Origin of the sequence: Nocardia thailandica NBRC 100428 (genome assembly GCF_000308795.1) — a bacterium.
In the GTDB taxonomy this organism is placed as follows: domain Bacteria; phylum Actinomycetota; class Actinomycetes; order Mycobacteriales; family Mycobacteriaceae; genus Nocardia; species Nocardia thailandica.
In genome coordinates this window covers 21,242-37,102 of the sequence record NZ_BAGK01000167.1, presented here as the reverse complement: position 1 = coordinate 37,102, position 15,861 = coordinate 21,242, and the positions used below count along the sequence as shown (strand labels likewise).

General features: G+C 67.0%; 23 protein-coding genes and 12 tRNA genes. 34 read left to right on the top strand and 1 reads right to left on the bottom strand.

The window, feature by feature from the left end; translation table 11 throughout:
• The first annotated feature begins 136 nt into the window (after positions 1-136).
• From ON36_RS34825 to ON36_RS34810, 13 genes are all read left to right on the top strand, one after another.
• Positions 137-214 (top strand) — tRNA-Phe (locus ON36_RS34825).
• A gap of 3 nt (positions 215-217) precedes the next feature.
• Positions 218-290 (top strand) — tRNA-Leu (locus tag ON36_RS17540).
• A gap of 364 nt (positions 291-654) precedes the next feature.
• Positions 655-726: transfer RNA gene (locus ON36_RS17535), tRNA-Trp, on the top strand.
• A gap of 87 nt (positions 727-813) precedes the next feature.
• Positions 814-887: transfer RNA gene (locus ON36_RS17530), tRNA-Leu, on the top strand.
• 1 nt (position 888) lies between these two features.
• Positions 889-1,113: a hypothetical protein gene (locus ON36_RS17525; RefSeq protein ID WP_043654390.1), complete on the top strand. Its 225-nt coding sequence runs from the start codon at positions 889-891 to the stop codon at positions 1,111-1,113.
• A gap of 49 nt (positions 1,114-1,162) precedes the next feature.
• Complete coding sequence (locus ON36_RS17520; protein WP_052314086.1) at positions 1,163-1,408, top strand: hypothetical protein; 246 nt, start codon at positions 1,163-1,165, stop codon at positions 1,406-1,408.
• Between the two features lie 188 nt (positions 1,409-1,596).
• Positions 1,597-1,670, top strand: a tRNA-Met gene (locus ON36_RS17515).
• A gap of 6 nt (positions 1,671-1,676) precedes the next feature.
• Positions 1,677-1,751: transfer RNA gene (locus ON36_RS17510), tRNA-Pro, on the top strand.
• A gap of 5 nt (positions 1,752-1,756) precedes the next feature.
• Positions 1,757-1,829: transfer RNA gene (locus ON36_RS17505), tRNA-Thr, on the top strand.
• Between the two features lie 43 nt (positions 1,830-1,872).
• Positions 1,873-1,945: transfer RNA gene (locus tag ON36_RS17500), tRNA-Ile, on the top strand.
• Between the two features lie 44 nt (positions 1,946-1,989).
• Positions 1,990-2,069 (top strand) — tRNA-Tyr (locus tag ON36_RS34820).
• Positions 2,070-2,196: 127 nt separating this feature from the next.
• The gene (locus ON36_RS34815) at positions 2,197-2,511 is read left to right on the top strand and encodes a hypothetical protein (protein ID WP_157224910.1); all 315 of its coding nucleotides are present in this window, start codon (positions 2,197-2,199) and stop codon (positions 2,509-2,511) included.
• Between the two features lie 346 nt (positions 2,512-2,857).
• Complete coding sequence (locus tag ON36_RS34810) at positions 2,858-3,001, top strand: hypothetical protein (RefSeq protein WP_157224909.1); 144 nt, start codon at positions 2,858-2,860, stop codon at positions 2,999-3,001.
• Positions 3,002-3,243: 242 nt separating this feature from the next.
• Here ON36_RS34810 and ON36_RS17495 read toward each other — a convergent pair whose 3' ends face one another.
• Positions 3,244-3,639: a helix-turn-helix domain-containing protein gene (locus ON36_RS17495; RefSeq protein ID WP_043654388.1), complete on the bottom strand. Its 396-nt coding sequence runs from the start codon at positions 3,637-3,639 to the stop codon at positions 3,244-3,246.
• A 29-nt stretch (positions 3,640-3,668) separates the two neighbouring features.
• Between ON36_RS17495 and ON36_RS17490 the strand changes: the two genes are divergently transcribed.
• The 21 genes from ON36_RS17490 to ON36_RS17395 all read left to right on the top strand — a co-directional run bounded on the left by ON36_RS17490 (position 3,669) and on the right by ON36_RS17395 (position 15,861).
• The gene (locus ON36_RS17490) at positions 3,669-3,926 is read left to right on the top strand and encodes a hypothetical protein (protein WP_043654386.1); all 258 of its coding nucleotides are present in this window, start codon (positions 3,669-3,671) and stop codon (positions 3,924-3,926) included.
• Positions 3,919-4,266, top strand: coding sequence for a hypothetical protein (locus tag ON36_RS17485; protein ID WP_043654383.1), 348 nt, complete (start codon positions 3,919-3,921; stop codon positions 4,264-4,266). The genes ON36_RS17490 and ON36_RS17485 overlap by 8 nt, the downstream gene beginning before the upstream one ends.
• 313 nt (positions 4,267-4,579) lie before the next feature.
• Positions 4,580-5,257: a cutinase family protein gene (locus tag ON36_RS17480; protein WP_043654380.1), complete on the top strand. Its 678-nt coding sequence runs from the start codon at positions 4,580-4,582 to the stop codon at positions 5,255-5,257.
• Between the two features lie 12 nt (positions 5,258-5,269).
• A complete protein-coding gene (locus ON36_RS17475) occupies positions 5,270-5,452 on the top strand; it encodes a hypothetical protein (protein WP_043654377.1) in 183 nt (60 codons plus the stop codon).
• A complete protein-coding gene (locus tag ON36_RS17470) occupies positions 5,446-5,682 on the top strand; it encodes a glutaredoxin family protein (protein ID WP_043654375.1) in 237 nt (78 codons plus the stop codon). Before ON36_RS17475 ends, ON36_RS17470 begins: the two co-directional genes overlap by 7 nt.
• Positions 5,666-5,950: a hypothetical protein gene (locus ON36_RS17465; protein WP_043654372.1), complete on the top strand. Its 285-nt coding sequence runs from the start codon at positions 5,666-5,668 to the stop codon at positions 5,948-5,950. Before ON36_RS17470 ends, ON36_RS17465 begins: the two co-directional genes overlap by 17 nt.
• A gap of 3 nt (positions 5,951-5,953) precedes the next feature.
• Entirely contained in the window at positions 5,954-6,187 is a 234-nt protein-coding gene (locus ON36_RS17460; RefSeq protein WP_218001213.1) for a DUF7427 family protein, read from the top strand.
• Entirely contained in the window at positions 6,184-6,354 is a 171-nt protein-coding gene (locus ON36_RS34805) for a hypothetical protein (protein ID WP_157224908.1), read from the top strand. Before ON36_RS17460 ends, ON36_RS34805 begins: the two co-directional genes overlap by 4 nt.
• A 49-nt stretch (positions 6,355-6,403) precedes the next feature.
• Positions 6,404-6,901, top strand: coding sequence for a sigma factor-like helix-turn-helix DNA-binding protein (locus ON36_RS17455; RefSeq protein WP_043654369.1), 498 nt, complete (start codon positions 6,404-6,406; stop codon positions 6,899-6,901).
• Complete coding sequence (locus ON36_RS17450; RefSeq protein ID WP_245558116.1) at positions 6,898-8,244, top strand: PBSX family phage terminase large subunit; 1,347 nt, start codon at positions 6,898-6,900, stop codon at positions 8,242-8,244. Before ON36_RS17455 ends, ON36_RS17450 begins: the two co-directional genes overlap by 4 nt.
• A gap of 57 nt (positions 8,245-8,301) precedes the next feature.
• Entirely contained in the window at positions 8,302-8,547 is a 246-nt protein-coding gene (locus ON36_RS17445; RefSeq protein ID WP_043654366.1) for a hypothetical protein, read from the top strand.
• Complete coding sequence (locus ON36_RS17440; RefSeq protein WP_043654364.1) at positions 8,544-9,743, top strand: hypothetical protein; 1,200 nt, start codon at positions 8,544-8,546, stop codon at positions 9,741-9,743. Before ON36_RS17445 ends, ON36_RS17440 begins: the two co-directional genes overlap by 4 nt.
• A gap of 71 nt (positions 9,744-9,814) precedes the next feature.
• Entirely contained in the window at positions 9,815-11,443 is a 1,629-nt protein-coding gene (locus ON36_RS17435; RefSeq protein WP_052314085.1) for a phage portal protein, read from the top strand.
• Positions 11,443-13,194, top strand: coding sequence for a phage minor capsid protein (locus ON36_RS32810; protein WP_052314084.1), 1,752 nt, complete (start codon positions 11,443-11,445; stop codon positions 13,192-13,194). Before ON36_RS17435 ends, ON36_RS32810 begins: the two co-directional genes overlap by 1 nt.
• Positions 13,191-13,463: a hypothetical protein gene (locus ON36_RS17425; protein ID WP_157224907.1), complete on the top strand. Its 273-nt coding sequence runs from the start codon at positions 13,191-13,193 to the stop codon at positions 13,461-13,463. Before ON36_RS32810 ends, ON36_RS17425 begins: the two co-directional genes overlap by 4 nt.
• Before the next feature lie 8 nt (positions 13,464-13,471).
• Positions 13,472-13,542 (top strand) — tRNA-Gln (locus ON36_RS17420).
• 4 nt (positions 13,543-13,546) lie between these two features.
• Positions 13,547-13,621: transfer RNA gene (locus tag ON36_RS17415), tRNA-Gln, on the top strand.
• A 3-nt stretch (positions 13,622-13,624) separates the two neighbouring features.
• Positions 13,625-13,706, top strand: a tRNA-Ser gene (locus ON36_RS17410).
• Positions 13,707-13,848: 142 nt separating this feature from the next.
• Positions 13,849-14,589 carry a hypothetical protein gene (locus ON36_RS32805; protein ID WP_052314083.1) on the top strand — a complete coding sequence of 247 codons (741 nt, stop codon included), beginning with the start codon at positions 13,849-13,851 and terminating at the stop codon, positions 14,587-14,589.
• A gap of 14 nt (positions 14,590-14,603) precedes the next feature.
• Positions 14,604-15,527 (top strand): P22 phage major capsid protein family protein, encoded by a 924-nt coding sequence (locus ON36_RS17400; RefSeq protein ID WP_043654358.1) that lies wholly within the window; start codon positions 14,604-14,606, stop codon positions 15,525-15,527.
• Between the two features lie 70 nt (positions 15,528-15,597).
• Positions 15,598-15,861: a hypothetical protein gene (locus ON36_RS17395; RefSeq protein WP_043654355.1), complete on the top strand. Its 264-nt coding sequence runs from the start codon at positions 15,598-15,600 to the stop codon at positions 15,859-15,861.

Genomic DNA, 15,861 nt, shown 5'->3' with positions numbered 1-15,861 from the left:
AATTCATCGTTACCGAATCGTTATCTGGTGCGTCGGTTTCTCGGATTCTGCCCGATATCTTTATCCCTGCGTGAGCTGTCTCAAAATCCAGTCGGCGACCCGACCAGGCGACAGCCCTCATGGCAAAAACTGAATAGTCCCCGGCTAGCTCACCGGTAGAGCGGTCGCTGAAAGATGCGTCAGGGACCTGGTTCAATTCCAGGGCGCGGGGACATTTGCCCTTCTGGCCCAACGGCAGAGGCGCGGCCTTCAAACAGCCGTAGATGCGCGTTCGAATCGCGCGGGGGGCACAAAGCGTCGGTTTAGCGGCCGACGCTGGTGGTGACAGAGTGAGCGGCTAATGCGTGACCGGGCCGCGAATGTGTGCGATGTCGGCAACCCGACGGGCAAGTGCCTGAGGGAAGGCTTAGCGGCCGGAAACCGATGCCTCAGCGGGCAAGTCGCAGCACCGGGGACTACATGCCTTACGGTCCATGCCCCGGTCGGAGCCTAGGAAACTCCCCACCCACTAACTTCGCGGTCCGGCGACAGGGAGTCGCCGGGGCAACAGGGGCACGCACTCCCCGCCGCGGTGACGACGACGGGCGGCCCCTGGACGGATGGGTGCCTGTAAACGACTGGCGCAGTACTAGAAACAGCCAGCGTCCGTCACATTGGGATGTAGCTCAGTGGCAGAGCAGCGGATTCCAAACCCGCGTGTCGGGAGTTCGATTCTCCCCGTCCTGGCAAAGCGAACCTCGGAACGTGTACACGCTTCTCCGGGTAGTAGCACCCCGGCTACGCCTCTCAATGAAGCGAAACTCGGCCGGGCCCGCCCCTCTGGCCCAACTGGCAGAGGCGCCTGACTTAGGATCAGGATGTTGGGAGTTCGAATCTCTCGGGGGGCACATGAGCCAGAAACCGTCCATCAGCCGCGACGTCCACTATCAGACGTTCGGCACGCCCGGCGGCGAACACCTGCCCGAGCCGGTCGCGGCGAAGGTCACCCACGTCTACGGCGACGACACCGTGGACCTGTTCGTCATCTACCGCAACGGCACCAGCCACAAGGAACGCGTCCCGTTCGCGGAAACCCCCACGCCGGGCCACTGGAACTGGCCGCCGCGCGTCTGACCCACACCCTCGCTGGATGGATGTTCCAGCACAACACACCGGAGCATCCATGCATAACATCACCATCGGCCGCTACAAGCCCGCCGAGGCCATCGCCACCCGCATCCACTGCGACGCCGCCGGCAACGAGGTGTCCCGCGAGCAGTTCCAGGCCCACACCGGCTGGATCGAAGGCATCCGCGGCGACGGGACCAAGTGGATCCTGTTCATGGACGAGCACGGCAACCCACAGACATTCTGGCCGCTTCGGCACACGGACGGCGCAGTGCTCGGCGACCCGATCGGACTCTCCTGAAACGGTTTGACCGCGGCCGTATCGTTGAATCTGTAGCCGACCCGTTCGCGGATGTGGTCGGAAGTGGCCCCGCAGATTACTCGCCGGACGGCGAGGCTGCGGGGACCGCGCAATACGGCTCCCGAGTAGCGACCGGGAGAATTCGCGGAACCTGCGGCAGCGGTAACAGGACCTCGCGGCGAATACATTGCGGTGTGGAGCAGCTCGGTTACCTCGCTGGTCTCATAAGCCAGAGTCGCGGGTTCGAATCCCGCCACCGCATCAACATCCGCCCGTAGGGAAGTTTGGCCATCCCGCCTGCCTTGGGTGCAGGAAATCGCGCGTTCGAGTCGCGCCGGGCAGACATACGCCTCCGTAGCTCAACTGGCAGAGCAGCCGTTTCGTAATCGGCAGGTTCCGGGTTCGAAGCCTGGCGGAGGCCCGCAATGGCCCGACCTCCCCGCAAGGGCAGCCGGGCTATCCCACGGTCTGTAGCTCAGTGGTTAGAGCAGCGCCCTGATACGGCGTGTGTCGGAGGTTCGACTCCTCCTGGATCGACTGTGGCCGAAGCCGAAGTGGTCGAGGCCCACCGGTCACCCCAACCGGTCGTGCACCTGGTGGTGCAGGCTGACTGTAAATCAGCTGTCTTCGGGCATTGGTGGTTCGACTCCATCCGGCCGGACAATATGGCGGGACGACTGTAGAAGCCGGTCGGTCATGAAAGAGCCGGGACGCCTTGCCCGTAGGTAGGCCCGGTCTGTGGAAGACGGGGACCACGATACAGCTCCCCACCTAGGTATCCTGGCCGCGTGGAGCCGCACACGTACACGCTGGAGAAGCGCGGACAGCATGACTACATCGTGACCTGCTCGTGCGGCAAGTCGTGGACGGGACACACCCGTGGCAAGACCGAAGAGAAGGCCGCGAACCATGCCCGCGAGCAGAACCGCGACTTGTGCCCTCATCCTGAGAAGCGGTCCTTCCCGACGCGGGAGGCCGCGATGCAGGCCAAGGGCCGCACGTGGAAGATTCCGCCGGGCGGCGGTAACCCAGCGCGAAGGGTGTACCAGTGCCGTTGCATGGCATGGCACCTGACGACGAAGACGCGCGGGGGGCGCCTGTAGCCGGCGCGGTCCCTTTTTCAGATGTAATCCGCCGGTCGGCCGGATTCGGCCACTGAGCTGCGGGTTTCTTTTTCAGATGTATCTGGCGGTGCTCCGTGGCGATGATGGTTCACCCGAACTGCTCGGCTGGCTGCTGCCGCCCGCCGACGCACAGTGCCGTCCGTCGACGCGAGAAGCGCGCGACCGCGGCCTGGCGCGACGAGCACGGCTACCCGGATGATGCGGACATCAATGTCCCATGCATCCTCGACGGTTTGCCGTGCAGGTGTCATGACGCCGCATGCGAGACCCCGGAAGGACCTTGGTGGAGAACATCTGGAACCGTGAAGAAGCACCTGGAGTAACGGTGCGGTGCGTCGCGGAGGCGATCGGCATCCACTTCGGTCTGGAGGATTCCGACCACGTCGACGGGTTCGTTTCCGAGATCGACCGAGTGCTCGATCCGCTGCACCCGGACGTCCTGCTCGCCTACGACGCCCACAGCGTCTAGCCGCGGTGGCTCGGATGCTCGGCGCGACTGGCGCTCGTCCGCTCGTGTACGGCCGCGGCACTGGGCACATGCACAAGTGCTTCGGCTGCGTCGAGGGCTGCGGCGACCAGCCGGACAAGCAAACGCAGCGCACCCGCGAGAAGCGCGCGCTGCTGCGCTGGGCAGACGAATACGAGGATCCCGCCGAGGTGCTGGACCGCGCGTGCCCGAAAGGCGGCCCGGACTGCGGCTGTCGGCGCTACCTACCCGGTGAACTCGACGTCGCGACCGTGGAGCCCGATCTGCCGCCGCACGGCCAAACGACGACCTAGCTCAGCCATCAACACCTCGTCAGGAACCGACTGCAACATCACGGTCACCTCGTCACCATGCGCTTCTACCCGGACAAGCCGAACCGGGTCCTTGCCATCCGCGATCCGGTCCACGCTGCCCGGAGTCCAGTCCAACGCGTTCTCAAGGACCGCGTAGGTGGCCGGATGAAGCGCGCGGCGGCCGCGCTCAAGGTCGCCGAGAAGCCGGTAGGAAAGGCCGGTCAGGTGCGCGAACTCGTGACGGTTTGAGATTCCAAGCGATTCTCGGTGCGCAACAACGATTTCCCCCAGTCGCCGCAGCCAGTCGGCATCGGAGCCCTTCTTCACGCGGCGATCGTACAGACCAGGAGACCCGAATGGCCGACATCCCCGATTGCTGCGACATCGAAGTCATCGAGTACACCGACAGCGACGACCGGTCCGGCGCCGCAGGTATCATCGTCCCCCGCGAAGTCCGCATCAACGGGAAACCCGTCCTGGTGCCGCGCGAAGCCCCTGTCACCGTCCACGAGATGACGATCGGCGCCAACCAAGCCGTGCAGGTCACACTCACCGTCTTCGCCCGCCTCGTGAAGGTCAGCCGCAAAACCCGGCTGGAGGACGACGATGTGTGATGCCTTGACTGCGTGCGACGGCCGCCAAGTCAAGCTGTGGGACAAGGACTTCAACCTCGTACACACCTTCGCCGACGGCGAGTCGTTCGTGACCATGCCTGTCGGCTCGGCGCCCGCGCGAGCGATCATCGACCACGGCCGCACCAAGAGCGACTTCCGCATGTACCTGACGATGGACCAGTCGGGCACTCGATGGTCTGCTGCGCTGGCCGGGTTCTCGGTCGAGATGCCGACGGTTGTCAACGGCCGGGAGAAGCTGCACTTGACCGCTGACTGGTCCGCAGACCTATTCCCGCAGCGTGTACAGGATTTCGGCTCGCCGTTCGACACGGCCGCCTGAGGGTATGGCGAAGCCCCCGCTCGCGTAACCCGGAGGGGCAGAGGCAAGACCGCATTCAGCGAAGAGGCGGCCAACGTGAACGTTCGCGGGGGCGTCTACCACGACCGTACTCGAGTACCCCAGATTTCGCCACCACCCTCGTGCCCCATTCCCGCACTCGGGGCCGCCGCGCTGATCTCACGCCGCGCGCGCCGCAGGGCCTCTAGGTGGCGGGGCCGCGAGCCAGCGCACAGCGCGCCGCGGCCCGCCCGCCGGACCATTCCCGCTACCTAGGAGTCCGGCGGGCCCAGCTTCACCAGGCCAGGAGGCCCCCATGATCCACACCCTCACCCGGCTGCTCGCTGCTGTCGCGCTGACCGCGTCCACCATCACCGCGAGCCTGCTCGCCGCACCAGCGGCCAGCGCCGACGGCCCCGGCGGCTGCCCGGACACGTTCGCGTTCGGCGTCGGCGGCTTCCAGATCGACCTGGAAACCTTCCCGCCGAACCTCGGCCAGCCCTCCCTGTACATCCCCTCGGACCAGCCCGTCGGCTACAACAGCATCAGCATCAACGACGGCGTCCGCGAGTTGAATCGGCTGTTCTGGGAATACCGCGGCCGCTGCCCCGGCTCCCACATCAAGATCCTCGGCCACTCCGGCGGCGCCGCGGTCGTCCACGTCTGGGTCTCCCAGCACAAGGACGTCCCCAACGCCACCGCGATCCTCGTCTCCGACCCCAAGCGCGCGGCTGGACCCGGCGGCGACGGCCTCGCCGGCAACCCCCTCGCCGGTCCCGCCGAGCTGATCGGGATCTTCGCTGGCGCCGCGGGCACCGACGCCGACTTCGGCGACTTCCCGGTCTTGACGGTGTGCAACGCCGGCGACTGGGTGTGCAACGAGGACGCGGGCCCGCACGGCTACCTGCACACCGGCGTCCACGGCAACTACGACCTCAACCCCTGGTCGTACGCGAACTACGCGCGGGGCGTCTGGTACCGCGAGATCTACTGAGCTGGAGCCATCGTGAGCTACTTCGACGCGCCCGAACGTGAGGCGGCCGAGGCCGCCCTGGCGCTGCAGAGCGCGCAGTTCAGCCTGCTGGACGCGGAGCTACGCCTTGCGCGGGCGCAGCGAGCGCTTGCCGAGGCACAGGCCGCCGCCGAGGCCGAAATCGACCAACTGAATAAGGAACTGACCGAATCTTGATCACCGTGTACACCAAGCCCGACTGCCAGCCCTGCAACGCTACGAAGAAGAAGCTGGAGCAGCTCGGGGCCGAGTACACGCTGATCGACGTCACCGAGGACCCGGACGCGGCCGCCGCTGTCCGGGAACTCGGCTACCTGCAGACCCCGGTGGTCGTGGTCGGTGACATCCACTGGTCCGGCTACTCGCCCGACAAGCTGAGGTGGGCCGCCGATGCCACGAACCCCTGAACAGCAGGCCGCCGACGACGCCCTGACCGACGCGATCGACACCGTCTGGCGCGCCTACGATCCCGGCGACGACGAGCCCGGACTGCTCACCGACTACATGGTGATCGCGGTACGCCGCGGCTACGACGCGGACGGCGACATCTGGACCGCGGTGGGCACGTTCACCCGCGACGACGCTGTCCCACCGCACGTACAGCTCGGCATGCTCGAACAGAGGCGCGCCGCCCTCACCTTCCCCGACATCGTCATCCACGACGAAGAGGAATAGCCCGTGCGGCGCTCCCAGATCCGCGCCGGGCACCTCTGGCTCACCCTGGCCGGCGTCGTCACCGCACTCGAAATCATCGCGCCCGAGGGCGAACTGCTCTCCGAAGGCGTCGACCGCGGCCTGGAGCGGCATCCGCTGCTCGTGCGCGCCGCCATCCTCATCACGGCCGCGCACCTGCTGAACCTGCTCCCCGAGCGGGTCGACCCGTACGCGCGTCTCCCGAAGGTGTGGAAATGAAGATCGCCCCTGGTGACCTCGTCTACCGGACCGACATCCCCGGCACCTACCGGGTGCTCAACACCCACCACGGGCTGGCACTGATCCAACCCGTTAACGCAACAACCGGCACCCGAGTGGTGCCGCTTTCCCGGCTCGCCCAGGCGGCGGCCGTCCCCACCACCTAGAACGCGAGTCCGGCCAGGAGCCCGCCGCGCCCTGGAGGTCCCGCCAGTCATGGCCCGAAAGAAGACCGTCCCCGTCGAGAAGCTCGTCGAGACCCAAGAGCGACGCGACCGAGCACTGCAGATGCGCCTCGCCGGCAAGTCGCAATCCGAGATCGCCGCCGAGTTCGGCGTATCGAGCTCCACCGTGAGCCGCTACATCACCCAAGCCGTCGCGGCGATCACCCGCGAGAACGCGGAGGAGTACCTCGCGCTCGAGCTGTCCCGCCTCGACGCGATGTGGGCCGGTATCTGGGATGACGCCACCCACGGCGACACGTGGAAGATCGACCGCGCCCTGGCGATCATCGACCAGCGCGCCAAGCTGACCGGCAGCTACAAGACCGCCGAACTCCGCGCGGTCGCCGAGGCGAAGGCCACCGTCGGCGATGACGCCACCTCGATGGTGTCCCAGCTCGTCGAGGCGCTGCACACCATGCACGCCATCTACGAAGCCGAGGACGCCGCCGAACCCGCACCCGAGGGCGAAGACGAGGGCGAGCCGGAGTGACGAAGCTGCCCGCCTCGATTCCCGCGTCGCTGCCGATGTCGCGCAAGCAGATCATGTCGATCGTCGAATCGGAGACCGCGTCCACCGCCATCTGGACCGGCGCGATCCGCTCTGGCAAGACGATCGCCTCGATCGTGGCGTTCTTCCTCGCCGTGGCCCGCGCCCCGTCGAACGGCTTGATCCTGATCGTCGGCCGGACGCTGCAGACCATCGAACGCAATATCGTCGAGCCGATGAAGGACGAAGCCATCTACGGCGCGTTCTCCCGCGCGGTGCACCACACCCGCGGCTCGAGCACCGCGATCATCCTCGGCCGCGTCGTGCACCTGGTCGGCGCGAACGACGTCGGCGCCGAAGCCAAGATCCGCGGCCTGACCGCCTACCTGGCCATGGTCGACGAAGCCACGCTGATCCCGGAGAACTTCTGGACCCAGCTGCAAGGCCGCCTGTCGGTGCCTGGCGCGCGGCTGCTGGCCACGACCAACCCCGACAACCCGGAGCACTACCTCAAGACCAAGTTCATCGACCGCGCCGACGAGCCGGAGATGGACCTGAAGGTCTTCCACTTCTGGATGGACGACAACCCGAAGCTCGAACCGGCCTATATCGCCCGCAAGAAGGCCGAGTTCACCGGGGTCTTCTACCGACGATTCATCCTGGGCGACTGGGTCGCCGCGGAGGGCGCTGTGTTCGACACCTACGACCGCGACCAGCACGTCATCCGCTGGGAGGACCTGCCGGAGATGCGGTGGATCCTCGGCGTCGGCATCGACCACGGCACCACCAACCCGACCCACGCCGTCATGATCGGCCACGGTGTCGACGACGTCCTGTACTGCATGGACGAATGGCGGTACAAGGCAGGCAAAGAAGAAGCCCGCTGGTCGAACGTCGAACTGTCCCAAGGCGTTCGGACGTGGATGGCCGGGCCGCACCACCCCGACGACGACCCGGACAACCCACCCCGCGCCCGCTACCGCACCGTCGTCGACGCCGCGGCCGCCGACTTCCGCGTCCAGCTCAAGCAGGACGGGGTGTCGTCGCTGAAGGCGCACAAGGACGTGCTGTACGGGATCCGGACCATGGTGGCGCTGATCTCGGCGAAGCGGCTCAAATTCACCGACCGCTGCCCGGAGCTGCTGAAGGAGATCCCGAGCTACGTCTGGGACGACAAGGCCAGCGAAGAGGGCAAGGACCAGGTCGTGAAACTCAACGACCACGGTATCGACGCCGTCCGCTACCTGCTCGTCACCGAAGAACGGAAATGGCGTCGCTGGATCAAACTCGGTTCGCTGCCGGGTAACCGCGACGACCCCGATGACGAATTGCTTGAGGCTGCGTAGAAATTCCGGGTTTGCCTCCACTTTTACGATTGATGTAAATCGATCTTGGAGGCTGGAATGTCTTTCGCCGACGATCTGAGCGAGGTCGCTCGCCGCGAGCCGGTGCTGTGCAAAACCGGTGTGTGGCTGGCCCAGCTCGACGACGCCGACCGCGCGGCGTTCCAGACGCATCTGGCCAGCGGCCGACCGGTGTCCGATCTGTGGCGCGTCGCCGTCCGGCACGGCTGTGACGCCGCCGAGACCCGCTTCCGTGCCCACTGCCGTAACCGGTGCGGCTGCTACACCGGGGAGGCCGCCGCGTGAGCCTGGCCGACGACGTCGCGAACCTCGCAAGCCGCGACCCGATCAACAAAGGCTCGATCGACGTCACCAGCGACGGCGCAACCGTCAACAACGTCGTCGTCGACGGCCCGATCAATGACGACTGGTCGACGGTATTCGCGCTGTTCAATCTGGACGCGACCGAATTCGAGGTTGTCGACGACACCGTCCGAATGTCGACCTGGCAGCAGTCCAAGGGCCTCGACAACGGCACCCGTGATGTCGTCCAGCTCTACGCTTACAGCGCCCGATTCCGTCGCCGCAGGTCCACCGATGTTTCCCCGGAAACGTTGGCGGCCTGGCAGGAAGCCCTGCGCGCGCACCCGCTGCCGAGACCAGTACAGCGGCGCGACGGCAGCACATACGTGATCCTCGTCGCTGACCCCCAGCTCGGGAAGAAGGGCACCGAGGAAGCCGTCGCGAACTGGCGCCGCGGCGTCGAAGCGCACCTGGTGCTCGCGCAAATGCTCGCACCAGAACTCGCCGGCGTGCACGTCGCGTTTATGGGCGACGAAACCGAGGGCGTCTGCAACAACTACGGCAACCAGCCCCACACGGTGGAGCTGAACATGTCGCGGCAGCTCGAACTCGACTTCGACCTGCGCGTGTGGACGATCAAGGAAGCCGCCTCGCTCGGCCTGCCACTGTCGGTCTCGTCGGTCATCTCCAACCACGGCGAATGGACCCGCAACGGGTCGAAGGAGCCGGTCACCAGCCAGGGTGACAATGCCTCCACCCACATCGCGCGACAGGTCCGCAAGCTGTTCGACGAACTCGCCGAACACGGCGCAGCGCCGGCCATCGATTGGCACATCGGCGCCGGCGACCCCGCGATCACCCTGACACTCTCGGGCGTGGACTGCTACTTCTCCCACGGCTACATCGAGAAGGGGCGCGGCTCCTCCAGCGAAACCCGCACCCGCAACGCGATCGAGCGCCAGATCCTCGGCCGCACCGAACAGCTTGGCGAGACCTCGCTGTTCTTCACCGCGCACTACCACCACTTCTACTCTCAGGAATTCGAAGGCCGCACACTGTTCGGCTGCCCGGCACTCGAAGCCGAGCGCTCCTCGGAGTACATGCTCAACCAGTACGGCGTGTGGTCACCCGCCGGAATGCTCGGCCTCATGGTCGGCGCACACAACCAGCGCGGCTGGTCGAACCTCAACGTGTTCTGACGGCTCCCGCCGCACCCCCAACTTCATAGCGTCCGCCTGAATCCGGCGCGCTGACACCCTTTGGAGGTGGCATGGCGCTGCCCGAATTCTCCGGCAAGTTCCCGCCGAAGCCCTGGGACACCGCCCAAGACGGCTACTTCGTCCACTCGGCCTGGTGGGAAGGCGACACCGAGGCCCTGCAGGAGATCTACCGCCCCGGCGGACTGATCCCCAACCCGCGCCCATCGCAGTTCCGCGGCGGGATCGTCGGCCGGCTGGCTCGATTCTGGTGGGGCCGCCCGGTCCTGCAGGAGGACACGGCCCGCCTGCACATCCCGGCCCCGTCGGACCTGGCAACCACCAGCGCCGACCTGCTGTTCGGGCAGCCGCCGTCGTGGCTTTTCTCCGAGGGCGACACCAGCGACAACGAAGCCGCGCAGGAACGCCTCAACACGCTGCTCGACGACGCCGACACCCTCGCCATATTCCTCGAAGCCGCCGAAATCCAGGCCGCCCTCGGCGGGGTGTTCCTGCGCCTGTGGTGGGACCAGGAAGCCACCGACAAGGTCATGATCAGCGCGGTCGCCCCCGACTGCGCGATCCCGCAATGGCGCTACGGCCGCCTGCACGCGGTGACGTTCTGGACCATCGTCGGCAAGGACAAGCGCGGCACCTGGCGCCACCTCGAGCACCACGAACCCGGCCGCATCGAGCACGCGCTGTTCTGCGGCGACGACGACAACATCGGCCGCCGGATGCCGCTGGCCGAGATGGACGCCACCGCATGGGCCGCGGACCTCGTCGACGCCGAATCCTCGATCCCGACCGGCGTCGAGGACCTGACTGCCTGCTACGTCCCCAACGTGCGTCCGGCCCGCCGCTGGCGCAACGTACCCGGCCTGTCCCCACTCGGCCGTAGCGACTTCGAAGGCGTCGAGCACCTCTTCGACGCGCTGGATGAGGCGTGGTCGTCATGGATGCGTGACCTCGACCTGGCCAAGGCCCGGTTGTTCGTCTCCCAGGAACTGCTCGAGGACCAAGGGCCCGGCGCCGGTTCGATGTTCGACAAGGAACGCGAGATCTTCACCGGCGTGCCCGCCGACGGCGCCGCGCTCAACGACGAGAAGGGCACCCGCCTCGTTCAGGCCGAGCAGTTCGCGATCCGTGTCGAGGAGCATGCCGCGACCTGCGAGAAGCTGCTCAAGCAGATCCTGCGCGCCGCCGGCTACAGCGCGGGTGATTTCGACGAAGACGGCGAGACCGCGGCGATCACCGCTACCGAGGTCTCGGCCCGCAAGGATCGCTCCGCGCGCACCCGCGCCCGCAAGATCCTCTACTGGCAGGCCGCGGTGCAACCGCTGGCCCGCGTCATGCTCGAGCTGGACCGCGCCATCTACGGCGGCAGCTACACGATCACCGCCGACCCGGAGATGAAGTTCCCGGTCCGCGTGGACCAGGACCTGCTGTCGCTGTCGCAGTCCATCGCGAACTTCCGTGCCGCGCAGGCCATGTCGATCGAGACCGCCGTCCGGGAAGCACACCCGAACTGGTCCAACGACGAGGTCGACGAAGAGGTCGCCCGGATCAAGGACGAGGTCGAGGTCATGGTGCCCGACCACACCGCCGAGTTCGACCCCGCCGGCGACGGCCAGGACCCCTTCGGCCAGCCCGCTGGCAAACCTGCCCCGACGAAGAAGCCGGACGACGACGCGGAGGTCTGATGCCTCTCACCCCGTCCAACGGTGACCGCGGCGCCGGACCGCTCGTGCGCCTGTACAAGGTGGTCGAGCTCGCCCTGTGGAAGACGATCGCCCGCATCCTCGGACTGGACGGCTTCGGCCGCCGCTGGCTGCTGCGGATCCTGAGCGCCCTGCCCAGCTTCCGCAAGCAGGTCCGCCGCATCGTCGCCGACGCCGGAGACCGCGCACCCGCGCTCGTGCAGGAGGCGATCGAACGCGCCTGGGCCGACGGCACCGCCGCCGCCCGCGACGACATCGGCTCCCGGCGGGCACACACCGACGACCGCCGCACCCGCGCGATCATCGACCGCGTCCTGGAAGCCCTCGACGATGTCAACCGCGGCCTGCCCCGCACCGCCGAGCAGACCGTGCGCCGCGCCGCTGAGGAAGCCGTCCGTGACGAACGCGTCGACGACGCCGGCACCCACCGACGCACCCTGGACCGCATCATGCGCCGAGAAGCCCGCCGCGGATTCACCGGCCTGATCGACCAGCGCGGCCGCCGCCGCGAACTCGTCGCCTACGTCGAGGCCCAGATCCGGGGCGCCATCAGCGAAGCCGAAATCGACGGCTACATGGCACAGCTCGTCGCGACCGGCTATGACCTGTTCATCGTCTCCGATGTCCCCGGCGCCTGCGAGGTATGCAGGCCGTTCGAGGGCAAGGTCATCTCGATCACCGGCAGCACCGCCGGCGCGATCGCCCGCGACAACAGCACCGGCCGAACCGTCCGGGTCGAGGTCATGTGCTCGCTCGCCGAAGCCCGCGCCCGCGGCCTGTTCCACCCGAACTGCCGCCACACCATCCGCGTGTGGACGCCGGACAACCCCGCCCCGCCGCGCGCGATCCGCGTCAGCGAAGCCGTACGCACCCGCCGCCGCGCCGCCGCTGCCGCGCAACGTAGCGACCGCGTCACCGCCCGCGTCGACGCGATGACCACCGGCGCCGACCCGATCCTGGCGCGCCGGCTGAAGGAGCGCGCAGCCCGCCGCACCCTGACCGCACAGCAGATCCCGCCGTCGCCGTACGACGACGCCCGCACCCCCGCCGAAGTCGGCGAGATCCTGCGGCAACGCCACGGCTTCGAGGTCACCGGGTTCGACACCAAGGGAGTCGATCTCGCTGTCGCCCAGGAGTATGCCCGCGCCCTGGAAGACATGATCGCCGAATACCCGAGCGCTCGGCTCGACGCAGTTCGGATCGGGGAAGTCCCTCAGGACGTCGCCGCCGATCCTCGCTACGTCCTGGCCTTTGTACGCCAAGCCCCCGACGTGCTCCAGAACGGCGGCTCCACCGAGATGGTGCTGAACCTGCGCTTCGCTCGCAGCTACGCCCTCTTTCTGGCAAGTAAGCAGGGCAGTGAGAACCGCGGCTGGCACACCCCCAACAGCAGCCGCCGACCGGTGTACTCCACGATCGTGCACGAGTGGGCCCACGTACTCGACAACCAGGCCCAGCAGCGTCCACGCATGAACGCGGTCATGGCGCTGTACAACCACTTCTTCAATACCCACCAGCTGGACCCGAACCTCACCTTCGAACAGCGTGAGGCGCTGCTATCGGCCTGGCTGCACAAGCTCAGCGGATACTCCTTCCGCGACGGCTCAGTGAACCCGCCCGAAGCGCTCGCCGAGGCGTTCACCGACGTGAAAAACAACGGCGACAACGCCAGCGCCCCTGCTAAAGTCCTGTACAAGCTGCTGATGGACGAACTCGGAGGAGGTGCACCGTGAGGACGAAGCCCGTGTCGGTGTCGCCGGCGGATCTGCGCCGCCAGTTCGACATCTCGTTGGAGGCCGCCACCCGCGGCATGCGTGTGTCCTCCGAGCCCTACGACGTCGAGGTCAGCTTCGCACTGAACCGGGTCGCCGAAGCGGCACCGACGGTGCCGGCGGAACTGATCGAGCGCGCCCGCGCCGAGTTCGCGTCCCAGCTCGATGGCTCCCGCGCCCGTGCGGCGCAGGAGCAGCTGTGGGCACTGTTCATGGGCCAATCCCGCTAGCCTTCCCGAGGCTCGTGGTGTAACGGCAGCACGCCCGACTTTGACTCGGTGAGTCCAGGTTCGAAACCTGGCGAGCCTGCTATCGGCCCGTAATGTAATCGGCAGCATGAGAGATTCTGACTCTCTTCGTCCAGGTTCGAATCCTGGCGGGCCAGCCAAATGGAAGTTACCTCCGCAGGGGAAAAACCGGCCTTGAAAGCCGGGGGCGGTGAATGCCGCAGGGTTCGAGTCCTTTAACTTCCGCTCCGAATAACTGAACACTTCCCGCGACAGCGGGTACTTCCGACCCCCAGTTCTGGCCTGTGGCCCTGGGGGTTTCGTCATTTCAACACCCGTATTGGCCAGGTTGCCGACGGGTGTTTCTGCGTGTCCAGGAGGCACATTCATGGCTGACGAAGCCACCACTCAGGAAAGCACCACGACCGGAACCAGCGACGCCACCGAGGCGTCGACCACGGAAACGGAAACCCAGGCGCCCGGTGGCGATGATCAGGTCACCGAGACCACCCAGGCCGACACCGAGTCGACCAAGACCGAAGCCGATCCCGAGATCGCTCGCCTCAACCGCGAGGTCGACAAGCTCCGCAAGGAAGCTGCCGCCAACCGCGTGAAGGGCAACGAGAAGGCCGAAGCCGCAGCTCAGGAAGCCGCGAAGAAGGCCACCACCGAGCTCGTGGAGAAGCTGCGCGAAACCCTCGGCCTCGACCCGGCCGAACCCGACCCCGCCGAGCTGCTCAAGGCCGCCGAGAAGCAGGCAGCGGACTTCGCTGCCGAACGCGACTCCTTCGCCGAGAAGCTCCGCGAATACGCACGCAAAGACGCCATTTCGGCCGCCGCGAAGGCGAACGATGGCGACCTCGACGCGATCCTCGATTCCCGCAAGGTCACCGAGGCCGTCGCGAAACTCGACACGAATGCCGACGACTACCTGGCCCAGGTGGCGGAAGTCGTTTCTGCGGCCGTCGAGTCCAATCCGAAGCTGAAGAAGACGGCTGCCCAGGCGGCGGCTCCTCGCAGCGGCGGAGACCTCTCCGGAGGCAATGCCGCGTCCAAGACGCGCGGCAACCCCACCGTCGATGAAATCCGTCAGGCGAAGCGCGAAAAGCGCGAACGCGACGGGTTCTGAAATAGGAGCCCAAGTTGGCTAACACTTTCCTGACGCCCGATGTTATCGCGCGTCAGGTTCTCGCGAACCTGTACGAAAATCTCGTGATGCTGCCGCTGGTCCACACCGGCTACAGCTCCGAGTTCACCAACGCCAAGGTCGGCGACACCGTCAACGTCCGCAAGCCGGCCGTCCTGACCGCGTCGCTGTTCAACCGGGCCAACGGCATCCAGATCCAGGATGCGACCGAGTCGAGCGTGCCCGTCAAGCTCGACAAGATCGCCGACGTCTCGCTCGAGGTCACCTCTGAGCAGGCGCTGCTGGAGCTGGAGTCGATGGAGACCCAGATCGCCGCGCCCGCGGCTGAGGCCCTGGCCCAGCACGTCGACCGCGCGATCATCGCCCACATCAAGGCCAACACGACCCAGTTCGCCGGCGTCACCCCGGCCGGTTTCGAGTGGGACAAGCCGGAGGTCCTGATCGAGGCGGGCCGCCAGCTCGACATCAAGAACGTGCCCACCATGGGCCGTCACGCTGTCGTGGGCCCGACCGCCCGCGCGAAGTGGCTGAACTCCGATCTGCTGAAGCGCGCCGACCAGTCCGGTTCGACCGAGGCGCTGCGTCAGGGCTCGATCGGCCGCAACCTGTTCGGTGTCGACGCCTACATGACGCAGAACATCGTGCAGCCGGCGACGTCTCCGGCGTCGGGCCAGCCGACCACCGAGGTCGGTCTGTGCTTCCACGAGTCGGCGTGGACCTTCACTTCGGTGCCGATGCCGCGCCCGCTCGACGGCCAGCACTGGTACGCGATCGAGTCGTACAAGGGCATCAGCCTGCGTGTGACCCGCGCCTACGACCAGAAGTACAAGAAGGACGTCATCAGCTTCGACATCCTCTACGGCGTGTCGACGCTGGACGCCAACCGCTCCGTGCTGCTGCGCGGCCCGCTGCAGGCCTGATAGCCACCCCGCGCCGTCCTTGGGGCGGCGCGGGGGAGTGGCTGCCTGCCAACACCTCTGGAGAGCCGTAGTGCCCTATTTCTATCGATACCTGCACGATCCCGATTGGGTCATCGAGTCCGAGGACCCGCGGCCGGATCTGCTCGACTGGGCGTGGTGGACCGAGATCCCCGCACCGGCCAAGCCGAAGCCCGCTCCCGTCCCGCCGCCAGCCCCCGAGTCCGAGCCGGAGCCGGTCGGCGACTCCGACGAGGCCCCCGAGCCTCAACCGGAACCGGAGGCGAAGCCCGCGGCCAAGTCGACTGCGGCCCGGCGCGGCGCCAAGGCGTCCTGA